General features: G+C 68.2%; 10 protein-coding genes. 4 read left to right on the plus strand and 6 right to left on the minus strand.

Annotated elements, in window-relative coordinates:
* Both JHC79_RS20915 and JHC79_RS20920 read right to left on the minus strand, forming a co-directional pair.
* Positions 1 to 1,262: FAD-dependent oxidoreductase (locus JHC79_RS20915; RefSeq protein ID WP_296394467.1), on the minus strand; the 1,262-nt coding region annotated here is incomplete at its 3' end.
* A 145-nt stretch (positions 1,263 to 1,407) separates the two neighbouring features.
* The gene (locus JHC79_RS20920; RefSeq protein WP_296394469.1) at positions 1,408 to 2,214 is read right to left on the minus strand and encodes an IclR family transcriptional regulator; all 807 of its coding nucleotides are present in this window, start codon (positions 2,212 to 2,214) and stop codon (positions 1,408 to 1,410) included.
* 166 nt (positions 2,215 to 2,380) lie between these two features.
* Between JHC79_RS20920 and JHC79_RS20925 the strand changes: the two genes are divergently transcribed.
* Entirely contained in the window at positions 2,381 to 2,761 is a 381-nt protein-coding gene (locus JHC79_RS20925) for a bifunctional 3-phenylpropionate/cinnamic acid dioxygenase ferredoxin subunit (RefSeq protein ID WP_366783151.1), read from the plus strand.
* The gene (locus JHC79_RS20930; protein WP_296394471.1) at positions 2,758 to 3,978 is read left to right on the plus strand and encodes an NAD(P)/FAD-dependent oxidoreductase; all 1,221 of its coding nucleotides are present in this window, start codon (positions 2,758 to 2,760) and stop codon (positions 3,976 to 3,978) included. The genes JHC79_RS20925 and JHC79_RS20930 overlap by 4 nt, the downstream gene beginning before the upstream one ends.
* Positions 3,979 to 3,985: 7 nt before the next feature.
* Here the strand turns inward: JHC79_RS20930 and JHC79_RS20935 are convergent, their stop codons facing one another.
* On the minus strand, positions 3,986 to 4,480 hold the full coding sequence (locus tag JHC79_RS20935; protein ID WP_188492228.1) for an Lrp/AsnC family transcriptional regulator: 495 nt from the start codon (positions 4,478 to 4,480) through the stop codon (positions 3,986 to 3,988).
* A gap of 137 nt (positions 4,481 to 4,617) precedes the next feature.
* On the opposite strand from JHC79_RS20935, the gene ald reads away from it, so the two are divergent.
* On the plus strand, positions 4,618 to 5,727 hold the full coding sequence (gene ald / locus JHC79_RS20940) for an alanine dehydrogenase (protein ID WP_296394475.1): 1,110 nt from the start codon (positions 4,618 to 4,620) through the stop codon (positions 5,725 to 5,727).
* Positions 5,728 to 5,805: 78 nt separating this feature from the next.
* Here the strand turns inward: ald and JHC79_RS20945 are convergent, their stop codons facing one another.
* The gene (locus JHC79_RS20945; protein WP_296394482.1) at positions 5,806 to 7,281 is read right to left on the minus strand and encodes a DUF294 nucleotidyltransferase-like domain-containing protein; all 1,476 of its coding nucleotides are present in this window, start codon (positions 7,279 to 7,281) and stop codon (positions 5,806 to 5,808) included.
* Positions 7,282 to 7,860: 579 nt separating this feature from the next.
* On the opposite strand from JHC79_RS20945, the gene JHC79_RS20950 reads away from it, so the two are divergent.
* The gene (locus JHC79_RS20950; RefSeq protein WP_296394477.1) at positions 7,861 to 9,357 is read left to right on the plus strand and encodes an amino acid permease; all 1,497 of its coding nucleotides are present in this window, start codon (positions 7,861 to 7,863) and stop codon (positions 9,355 to 9,357) included.
* An 8-nt stretch (positions 9,358 to 9,365) separates the two neighbouring features.
* Here JHC79_RS20950 and JHC79_RS20955 read toward each other — a convergent pair whose 3' ends face one another.
* Both JHC79_RS20955 and JHC79_RS20960 read right to left on the minus strand, forming a co-directional pair.
* Complete coding sequence (locus tag JHC79_RS20955; protein ID WP_296394484.1) at positions 9,366 to 10,691, minus strand: pitrilysin family protein; 1,326 nt, start codon at positions 10,689 to 10,691, stop codon at positions 9,366 to 9,368.
* Between the two features lie 20 nt (positions 10,692 to 10,711).
* Positions 10,712 to 11,928: polyribonucleotide nucleotidyltransferase (locus JHC79_RS20960; protein ID WP_296394479.1), on the minus strand; the 1,217-nt coding region annotated here is incomplete at its 5' end.

Below are 11,928 nucleotides of genomic sequence, written 5' to 3' on the forward strand. Positions count from 1 at the left end.
TGTTGGCGTGGATGCACGATGTCGTACACCTCGTCGAAGGCACGCGCACTGAGCACGTCGACGTGCTCGCGTTCGACCTCACGGGCGGTGAACCGGGTGATGTCACAGCCGGACACGTCGACGTCGGGCGTCCCGGTGGTGATCCACTCGGCCATCGTGGCGCCGACGCCGGCGGACTGCGTGACCCAGACCGCCTCGGCGATCCAGAACCCGTCGAGTCCGGGATGGGCGCCCAGCAGCGGACTGCCGTCCGGGGTGAACGAGAAGATCCCGTTGAACCCCTCGGCGACAGCGGTGTCCGCGAGCGCGGGCAGCAGCCTTGTCGACTCCGCCCACGCCGGGTCGAAGTCGTCCGGGGTGAACGGGAGCATCGAGGGCATCGGTTGTCCGGCCGTGTCGCGGTAGAGGTCGTCCATGGCGACGGGCATCGCACGGTGGCCGTAGTAGCCGATACCGATCCGGTCGCCGTGCTGGCGGTAGTAGAGATCGGAGTCCTGGTGGCGCAGGATCGGCAACGCCGCCGCGGCCTTGCCCGGTCGCTCGTCGACGTGCGCGTCCATGGCGCCGACGGCGCCGGTCGTGACGTACTGGTGGCCCATCGCCACCAGGGGTACGGCGAGATCCACCATCGCCCCGACCTCGACACCCCAGAAGCCGGCGCAGGACACGACGATGTCGGCGGGCAGGGTCTCGGCCGCGGTACGGACCCCGGTCACATGGTCGCCGCTGGTCTCGATCGCCAGGACCTGTTCGTTGCCGCGGAATCGCACCCCCGCCGCCGTCGCCCGCGCACGCTGCGCATCCACCGTCGCCTGCGCGTCGGCGAGTCCGTCGTGCGGGGTGTGCAGTCCGCCCAGGATCCGCGACGGATCGAGCAGGGGATGCAGCTGCGCGCAGCGATGCGCATCGACGACCTCGGCGGCGACACCCCACGAGCGGGCCCACCCCGCCTTGCGGTGCAGATCGTCCATCCGGGCCTGCGTCGCGGCGACCTCGAGACCGCCGACCTGGTTGAAGCACAGGCGATCCGGGGTGGACAGCGAGATCAGCTTGTCGATCGTGTACTGCGCGAAACCCGACAGGGTCTCGCAGGCATTGGTCGCGAAGACCAGGCCCGGGGCGTGTGAACTCGACCCGCCGGTGGCGGGCAGCGGTCCTCGATCGACCACGGTGACCTCGGTCCAGCCGCGCAGGGCCAGTTCGTCGGCGAGGGAGGTGCCGACGATTCCGGCACCGATGATCACGACGCGCGGGTGGGTCATCCGCCGCTCCTGACGTTGTTGCGCTTTGTGCAACGTGATGTCGCATGTGCAACACATCGTGGGACGTCAGGCGCGCCGAGTCAACTCGGCGCGCGCGAGAGCGCGACGAGAGGCGTGTTCGAGGAGTGCGGGGCGTGGGAGCGGGTCAGCCGGAGTGGCCCAGACGCATGCTGATGCGGTCGGCGGCATCGGTGACGCGACCGACGAGTTCGCCCATGCGGTCGTCGTCGAGTCGGAAGGTCGGGCCGGACACGCTCAGCGCGGCGATGACCTCACCGGTCTGGTCGCGCACCGGTGCCGCGATGGCGTTGAGACCCTCTTCGAGTTCCTGGCGGGCCAACGCCCATCCGCGCCCGCGGATGTCGTCGAGTTCCGCGCGCACCAGGTCCGGCTCGGTGATCGTGTCGTCGGTGAAGCGTTCCAGCGGGACGGCGACGTACGGCTCGAGGTCGTCCTTGGGCAGGCCGGCGAGCAACACCTTGCCACTGGAGGTGGCGTGTGCCGGACAGCTCTGACCGACCCAGGTCCGCAGCCCGATACCGGCCGAACCGCTGGCCTCGGTCACGTTGACGGCCCGACCGTTGTCGAGAACGGCCAGATTGACCGTCTCGCCGACCTCGTCGGCCAGCGGCTGGCAGATGTCGCGGCTCTCCCGTGCGAGGTCACGGGTCGCCATGGTGGCTCCGGCCAGACGCACGATGGTGAAACCGAGCCGATACTTGCCGCGATCGGCGACCTGCTCGACGAAACCGCGACGCTCCAGGACCGAGACCAGCCGCGAGATCGTCGACTTGTGGACCCCGAGGGTGTCGGCGATGTCGGAGACGCCGCCCTCACCGTGTCGGGCCAGGATCTCGAGGACCTCGAGCGCGCGGTCGACGGACTGGATGGACGCGGTCCGCGCGCGACCGCCGTCGGGTCGCTCCTCGGTCACGTTGTCGTTGATGTCCATATTCCATTCACCTTAGTTCCCCGCAACCGTTGCGTCGGCTAAGCGCCACGCGGGCTTGACGTGACCGATCGCGAATGTCACTCTGTTGCGCAAGTCGCACAGTGTTGCACTGAACGCAACGACGCGGCGCGACTCGACGACGTCCGTTCTCTTCCGAGGTGATCCCATGACCACACTGTCCGACACGACGTCCTACTACGTCTCGGTCCTGTCCGAGATGGAGCTCGACACCCCGGTGCGCTGCGCACCCGAGCACCACCCCGCCATCACCGTGGTGCGCACCGACGACGGTGTGTTCGCCATCGACGACACCTGCACCCACCAGGACACCTCGCTGTCGGACGGGTGGGTCGAGAACTGTGCCATCGAGTGCCCGCTGCACGAGACCTGCTTCGACCTGCGCACCGGGATCCCCCAGGGACCGCCCGCGACCCGCGCGGTCGCCACCCACCCGGTGTCGGTGGTCGACGGACTGGTCTACGTGCTGCTCGCCCGAGGTGAATCCTTCTCGAACACCGCCGAGCGGGACGCCACCGATGCCGCGTGATCACCATCGTCGGCGCATCGCTCGCCGGCCTCACCGCAGCCCGTGAGCTCCGGTCGCTCGGTTCGGACGCCCCGATCACGCTGATCGGCGAGGAGCCATGGTTCCCCTATGACCGTCCACCGCTGTCGAAGGAAGCGCTCACCGATGAGACCGTCGGGTCGGCGACCGCTCCACACGCGGGGGCCACAGGCCTGCTGACCGACGGCGAGGACCAGAGCTTCTCCTGGCGCCTCGGGGTCCGAGCGCAGGGCCTGGAGTCGACCGCCGACGGATACCTCGTACACACCTCCCCCGGCCTCGATCTCCCCGCGGCCGATCAGCTGATCGTCGCCACCGGAGCCCGACCACGGTCGTTGATCGGTGACCACCTCGACGGTGTGCACGTGCTGCGCACGGTCGACGACACCCGTGCCATCCGTGCCGGCCTCACCACCGCGCGCACCGTCGTGATCATCGGTGCGGGCTTCATCGGAGCCGAGATAGCCTCGACCGCAGTGACTCTGGGCAAGCACGTCACCATCGTCGAGGCGGCCGCCGTTCCGGCGGCGAACGCCCTGGGCCCGGACATCGCCCGGTGGGCCACGACACTGCACAGCCGGGCCGGGGTCGACCTGATCACCGGAGCCGCGGTCGACACCCTCGACGGCGACGACCACGTCGAGTCGGTGACCCTGGGCGACGGCACGGAACTGCCCGCCGACCTCGTGATCATCGGCATCGGCTCGGTCCCGAACACCGAGTGGGCGGCGGAGTCGGGTATCGCGATCGACGACGGGTTCGTCGCCGACGCCGACGGCGCGACCTCGATGCCCGATGTCTACGCCATCGGTGACTGCGCCCGACCGCTCGACGTGCGCACCGGACTGCATGTGCGACATCAACACTGGAGCGCCGCGGTCGATCAGGGACGTCGGGCTGCCCACCGGATCATGGGCCTACCCGCGCCTGCGATGCGGTCCCGCTACTTCTGGAGCGACCAGTACGGGCACCGAATCCAGGTCTGCGGTGAGATCCCGGTCGGCCTGTCCCCCACCGTCATCGAAGGCGATGTCGCGCAGGACTGCTTCGTCGCCGTGTTCGGCGACCCCGGCGACCCGGTGGCCGTCGCAGCGGTCGACAGCCCCCGCACGTTCATGCGCGCACGCAAGGCGATGGACGCTGCCTTCTCCCGTGAGCGCGCGGCATGTGCCGCGTCCGGAGCGACAACGCAGGCGTGAGCCGGTCTCAGTAGATCGGGGCCGAACCCCGGACGTGCTCGAACACCAGTGACGTCGTCGTCCCCGCGACCTCGGGACGCGCGTTGAGCATCTCGACGAACCCCCGGAGCTCCTCGGTGTCGGCCACCGCGACGTGCAGCAGGTAATCGTCGGTGCCCGCGAGGAAGAACACGTCGATGATCTCGTCACGGACGCCGATCTGGCCGACGAAGTGCCGGATCTGCCCGCGCGCGTCCGACTGCAGACTGACCGCGACCATGGCGCGCAGCGTCCGACCGACCGTGGCCGGGTCGATGTCGGCGAAGAAACCACGGATGACGCCGAGATCGATGAGGCGCCGAACCCGCCCGTGACACGTCGAGGCCGCGATGCCGACACGGTCGGCCAGCTCACGGTTGGGCATCCGGGCGTCGGTCTGCAGGAGACGGAGCAGCGCGGCATCGATGTCGTCGAGCCCAGACGACGCCGGCGGGGTCCGAACGATCTTCGACTCAGTGGTCATCGGGCCACTTTATCTCGAACAAAAGTCGAGAAGCCACCTAGCGAGAGAATTATCTTCATCCATCTTGCGGACCTGCCGAATGGTGTTCACGCTTGGACCATCGACGAGCCCACCCGACGACCACGATTGGACGTGTCATGCGCATCGGTATCCCCCGCGAGATCAAGAACAACGAGTTCCGGGTCGCCATCACCCCCGCAGGCGTCTCCGAACTGAGCCGTCGCGGTCACGAGGTCGTCATCGAGGCCGGGGCCGGCCTCGGCTCGTCCATCGAGGACAACGACTTCAAGGCCGCCGGCGCGCAGATCCTGTCCACCGCCGATGAGGTGTGGCAGCAGGCCGACCTCGTGCTCAAGGTCAAGGAGCCGATCGCCGACGAGTACCACCGGATGCGCGACGGGCAGACGCTCTTCACCTACCTGCACCTCGCCGCCAGCCGCGCGTGCACCGACGCCCTCCTCGCGTCCGGCATCACCTCGATCGCCTACGAGACCGTCCAGGCGCCCGATCGTTCGCTGCCACTGCTCGCACCGATGAGCGAGGTCGCCGGACGGCTGGCCCCGCAGGTCGGCGCCTACCACCTGATGCGGTCGGCCGGCGGTCGCGGCGTCCTGATGGGCGGCGTCCCCGGCACCGAGCCCGCCGACGTCGTGGTCATCGGTGGCGGCGTCAGCGGCGTCAACGCCGCGACCATCGCGATGGGCATGGGCGCGCAGGTCACCGTCTTCGACCTCGACATCACCAAGCTCCGGGCCATCGACGCCCGTTTCGGCGGTCGGGTACACACCCGCTACAGCACCGCCCTCGCGCTCGAGGAGGCCGTCAAGCGCGCCGACCTCGTCATCGGCGCGGTGTTGGTCCCCGGCGCGAAGGCCCCGATCGTCGTCTCCAACAACCTGGTCGCGCAGATGAAGCCGGGCTCGGTCCTCGTCGACATCGCGATCGACCAGGGCGGTTGCTTCGAGGACTCGCGTCCCACCACGCACGACGACCCGATCTTCACCGTGCACGACTCGGTGTTCTACTGCGTCGCGAACATGCCCGGGTCGGTCGCCCGGACCTCCACCTCCGCCCTCACCGGCGCGACGCTGCCCTACGTCGTCGCGTTGGCCGACAAGGGCTTTGCGGCCGCGTGCGCTGCCGACCCCAGCCTCGCGGCCGGGCTCAGCACCCATGCCGGTGAGCTGCTGTGCCCCACCGTCGCGGCCGCACTGGACATTCCGTTGGGGACGTCGCCGGTGCACTGAGGCACTCGCCTCCCCGAGACGCCCGCGAGCCCTCACCGCCCCCACGTCGGTGAGGGCTCGCGTCATGTCCGCCGGCGACTACTCCGCGACCGGCGTGTAGTGCGACAGGTTGGTCATCCGCCGCTGGATGGCCGACACCTCCCGCACACCCTGGGCCACCAGACTCCGATCGAGTGGCGAGAGACGTCGCATCGTGAGGATGTCGCCCGCGGCCTCACGCTGGTCGAGCTGCGCCACCTGATAGTCGATCCGGATCTTCTGCAGCACGTCGAAGACCTCGATGAGCACCCGCGCGTTGTCCTCGGTCAGCATCGGGCTGCCCGCCGCCACCCGCAGCCGTGAGCGGGTGTCGAGTTCGAGGGACTCGACACTCAACGACGCCCACCGCGCGATGTTGACCAGCGGGGTGAGCGCGTGCGCCTTGATGTCGAAGGTCCCACCCCGACGCGCGAGCACGTCGCGCATGGAACGGATGCGGGCCTTGGTGGACAACGACTCCGCCAGCAGCAGACGCAGCGTCCCCGGGTGTGACCGCAGGTCGCCGAAGACCTCGGCGACACCCGACAGCCCCCGATCACCCCAGATCGGACGCCCGTCGAGCATCAGCGAGGTCATGATCATGCCCTTGTTCTCCAACGGATTACGTAACCACTCCGCCGCCGCGGCCCGCCACTGCGCATGCGTCCGCGCGAACAGCGCCGACGATGCGATTGCGCCGTTGGCGTCGATCCGCAGGCCGCACCCGCGCAGGATGTCGTCCACCTCGGCGAACGCGACCAGATATCGGGCGATCTCGTCGCGATCGGCGATCGACTCGTCGAACGCGACCGCACTGTCGACGTCGGAACTGAGCACCGCCTCACGACGGGCGTTGCTCCCCAACGACAACCAGGTCAGCTTGTCCCCGTCGAGTTCCGGGTGGTCGGCCAACGCCAACTCCAGGGCCCGCCGGACGACGGCGTCGTGCACCAGCGACAGCACCGCGGTCACCTCGTGCGACGGCTGCCCCCGCCGGACCAGGTCGGCGACGACGAATGGCATCCGCTGGGCCTGCTCATAGAGCGCCGTGCGCGAGTTCGCCCGGCCGATCTGGTTGCGCAACGAGACGCTCGCCCCGCCGGGGGCCGAGATGAAATCCCCCGGGCCGACGGCTCCGAGCAGACGACCCGCGGGATCGACCACCGGCAGACAGGTCAGGTCGTGTTCGAGGATCTGCATCAGCGCATCCGCCGCAGGTGTCCCGGTGACGATCGTGCGCGCTCGCGGGGTCATCACGTGGGCCACCGGGATGTCGGGCTGCTCACCGGCGGCCACAACACGCGACCGGATGTCGGCATCGGTCAGGACGCCGAAAGTGTGATCGGCACGCGGGATCACGACGTAGTCGCGGTTGCGTTCGGTCATCAACCGGGCCGCCTGCGCCACGGTCATGTCGTCGGTGCCGACGACCGGAGCAGTGCGGATCAGCTCGTCGACGGTGCCGCCGCGCGGCGAGGCGGCCTCACGACGCCTCGGCAACTGCAACTTGCCGGCCAGGAAACGGGCGCCGGCCATGCTGGAGAACACCGCGTGCACCGCGTCGCTGGGGATCCGACACAGCGTCACCGGGCCGATGGCTGCGGCCCGAGGTCCCTTGGCCGCGCGGGTGAGGATCGAGAAGTAGCCGAACACACCGCCCACGCCGAGGGTCTCGTCGGGGTCGGAGTCGAGATGGTCGGGCAGGTTCCACAGGCCCACCTCACCGGACATCACCACGGCGAGATCGTCGACGGGTCGGCGGAAGCCGTCGAAGATCTCCATCCCGGCCGCGTACTCGGTGATGCTCGCCTGTGCGGCAAGGCGATCGAGCTCGTCGGCACCGAGCGCGTCGAACGGCGGATGGAGCCCGAGGAACTCTGCAACCCGGTTCATCGGATCATCTTCGCAAGTCGTCGCCACCGGCGCCAGGCAGGCACCGATGCACGGCCTGTCCGGAATGCCGGTTTGCGCAATACACCTGCCGTCACCGGTAATACGTCGGAAACGTCGGGTAGTGATACTGACCAACTCCGGGCAGGCTCGAACACCGTGGCGTCTGCGGGATCCGGACACCGATCACGAACAACCGGGATTCATCCGGTGACGGAGGCAGACATGACAGCACCACCGGACACTTCGCAGTTCGACGCCGAACAGGTCGGCTACAAGCAATCACTCGGACGCCGTCAGGTGCAGATGATCGCCATCGGTGGCGCCATCGGCACCGGCCTGTTCCTCGGTTCCTCCTCCCGACTCGTCGCCAACGGCCCCGCCCTGCTGGTGAGCTACGCGATCGCCGGATTGGTCGCCTACTTCCTGATGCGTGCTCTCGGCGAACTGGTCCTGCACCGCTCCACCAGCGGAGCGTTCGTCTCCTACATGCGTGAGTTCTTCGGCGAGAAGGCCGCCTACGTGACCGGCTGGATGTACTGGCTGAACTGGGCACTGACCGGTATCGCCGAACTCTCCGCGGTCGGTGTGTACGTGCACAACAAGTTCGAGTCGATGCCGAACTGGTTGTCCGCGCTCATCGCACTCGTCGTGGTGTTGGCCGTCAACCTGCTCAGCGCCAAGGCATTCGGCGAGTTCGAGTTCTGGGCGTCGATCCTCAAGGTCGGTGCGATCGTGCTGTTCCTGGTCGTCGGACTCGTGGTCGTGCTCGCAGCGGTCCACGTCGGCGACTCACAGGCCGGCTTCTCCAACCTCTGGGACAACCCCGGGGGGTTCTGGCCGACCAGCGGCGCCTACAACTGGTACGGCCCGATCCTGGTGATGTCCGGCGTCGTCTTCGCCTACGCCTCCATCGAGATGGTCGGTGTCGCGGCCGGCGAGATGGAGGACCCCGACACAGAGGTCCCGCGTGCGGTCAACGCGGTCATCTTCCGCATCGCCGTCTTCTACATCGGATCGATCCTGCTGCTGTGCGCGATACTCCCGACGGCGTCGTACACCTCCGGGACCAGTCCGTTCGTCACGGTCTTCGACAAACTGGGGTTCGCGTGGATGGCCGATGTCATCCAGATCGTCCTCATCGTCGCCGCACTGTCGAGCCTCAACTCCGGTCTGTACTCCACCGGCCGCGTGTTGCGCAGCCTCGGGATGAGCAAGCAGGCACCCAAGTTCACCACGTCGATGAGCAAGGGCGGCGTGCCGTGGGCGGGCATCGCGATGACCACGGTCGTCTACCTGCTCGGCATCGTGCTCAACGTGCTCGTGCCGGGACGTGCCTTCGACATCGCGCTGGAGGCGTCGTCGATCGGCGTCGTGTTCACCTGGGGAACGATCTTCGCGTGTCAGCTGAAACTGAGATCCCTGGTGAACAAGGGCATCATCCCGAAGGCCAAGTTCCAGGCCCCGGGGTATCCGTACACCAGTGTCTTCGGGCTGGTCTTCCTGGTGGCGGTGATCATCGCACTCGCAATATCCGGCTGGCTGGACTCCGAGGGCGGCAGGGTCGACTTCTACGTCGTGGTCGTCGGCATCCCGCTGATCGCCGCCGTCCTGATCGGCGGCTGGTACGCGATCCGCGGCCAGGTCAACGAGCACACCGGCGGCAAGCTGGACGCGGTGTGGGCCGACAAGGAACGCGAGCACACCGCAGGCGCGAACTGACGGGGCGATCAGACCCCGGTGAGGCCCCGTACCGACCGCGGCAGGTCGCGAGCGCGTCGGTACGGGCCCACCACCGCCACCGCGGGGCGTTGCCCCAGCACTCGACGTGCGACAGCGCGGACCTGAGCCGGGCGGACCGCCTCGATCTGCGACAGCGAGCGACTCACCGGCCGACGTCGACCGAAGTCGAGTTCGGCACTACCCAGTCGGTGCATCCGGGACTGGGTGTCCTCGAGTCCCAGGAGCAGCGAACCGCGCAGCGCCCCCTGAGCGCGCGCGCATTCGGCGTCGCTGATCCCGTTCTCGGCGACGTCACCCAGGATCCCCATCGCGACGTCGGCGACGTCGGCGACGCGATCGGGTGAACAGCCCGCGTAGACCGAGAACGTGCCCACGTCACTGAAACTGTCGACCGACGAGTAGACCGAGTACGCGAGGCCGCGTTCCTCCCGGATCTGTTGGAACAGACGGGAACTCAGACCTCCGCCGATGGCCGCGTTGAGCACCGACAGCGCGAAGCGGTCGGGGTGGCCGACGCCCGGGCTAGGCATCCCGAACAGCAGGTGGGTCTGTTCGGTGTCACGGTGGATGAACTCGAGTCCGGCCCTCGATCGGGGCGCGGTGCCCGAGGCGCGGACGCCGGCGGCCGGGGTGCCCTGACGCAGATGGGCACCGAACGAGGCGCGCACCTGCGCGAGCACCGCCGCGTGGGTGATGTTGCCCGCCACGGCGAGCACCATCGTGTCCGGTGTGTACCGCCGCGTGTGGAACGAGTGGATCTGCCTGCGCGACATGGCGGTGATCGACTCGGCCGAACCGATGACCGGTCGGCCGATGGGATGATCGCCGAACATCGCCGTCATGAACGCGTCGGCGAGCAGGTCCTCGTGATCGTCGTCGCGCATCGCGATCTCCTCGAGCACGACATCGCGTTCGGTGTCGACGTCGGAGGTCGCACACCGCCCACGCAACACGACGTCGGCGAGCATGTCGATCGCCATGTCGGCGTGCTCGTCGAGCACGTGCGCGTAGAAGCAGGTGTGTTCTTTCGAGGTGAAGGCGTTCAGCTCACCACCGACGGCGTCCATGTCCTGCGCGATCGATGCGGCGGTGCGGGTCGGGGTCGCCTTGAACAACAGGTGTTCGAGGAAATGCGCGGCACCGGCCACCGACGGCTTCTCGTCGCGGGAACCGACGCCGACCCACAGGCCGACCGAGACCGACCGGACGCCGGGTACCTGCTCGGTGACGACACGCAGCCCACCGGGGAGAACCGATCGCCTGACGGCGTCCGGGGTCCCGGTGGGCTGCGTGCGTACGGAGTTCTTACTCAGTGTGTTCGTTACCCGCGCGGTTACGCGTCGACCGTGGCCGCAGCCGCGTCGTCGGACTCGGTGTCGGCGACCGGCACGAGGCTGATCTTGCCGCGGTCGTCGATGTCGGCGATCTCCACACGGAGCTTGCTGCCGACGTTGACCACGTCCTCGACCTTGTTGACGCGCTTGCCCTGGCCCAGCTTGGAGATGTGGACCAGACCGTCGCGGCCCGGCAGCAGCGAGACGAACGCGCCGAATGCCGTTGTCTTGACGACGGTTCCGAGGAACCGCTCGCCGACCTTGGGCAGCTGCGGGTTCGCGATCGCGTTGATGCGGTCGATCGCGGCCTGCGCCTTGACACCATCGGTGGCGCCGACGAACACGGTGCCGTCGTCCTCGATGGAGATGTTGGCGCCGGTCTCCTCGGTGATGGCGTTGATGTTCTTGCCCTTGGGCCCGATCAGCTCACCGATCTTGTCGATCGGCACCTTGACGGTGGTGACGCGAGGAGCGAAGGGGCTCATCTCGTCGGGCTCGTCGATCGCCTCGGCCATCACCTCGAGGATGGTGGTCCGGGCGTCCTTGGCCTGCGCGAGCGCACCGGCCAGCACGGCCGACGGGATTCCGTCGAGCTTGGTGTCGAGCTGCAGGGCGGTCACGAAGTCCTTGGTGCCTGCGACCTTGAAGTCCATGTCGCCGAAGGCGTCCTCGGCGCCGAGGATGTCGGTCAGTGCGACGTAGCGGGTCTCACCGTCGACCTCGTCGGACACCAGGCCCATGGCGATGCCCGCGACGGGGGCCTTGAGCGGCACACCGGCGTTGAGCAGCGACATCGTCGAGGCACACACCGAACCCATCGAGGTCGAACCGTTGGAGCTCAACGCCTCGGAGACCTGACGGATCGCGTACGGGAACTCCTCGACGCTGGGCAGGACCGGCATGAGCGCACGCTCGGCGAGCGCTCCGTGGCCGATCTCGCGACGCTTGGGCGAACCGACACGGCCGGTCTCACCGGTCGAGTACGGCGGGAAGTTGTAGTGGTGCATGTACCGCTTGGACGTCTCGGGTCCCAGCGAGTCGATCTGCTGGGCCATCTTGACCATGTCGAGGGTGGTGACGCCCATGATCTGGGTCTCGCCACGCTCGAACAGCGCGCTGCCGTGCGCACGCGGGATCAGCGCGACCTCGGCCGAGAGCGACCGGATGTCGGTGATGCCGCGACCGTCGATGCGGAAGTGGTCGGTCAGGATGCGCT

The sequence above is a fragment of the Williamsia sp. genome, assembly GCF_016462415.1.
Classification (GTDB): Bacteria; Actinomycetota; Actinomycetes; order Mycobacteriales; family Mycobacteriaceae; genus Williamsia_A.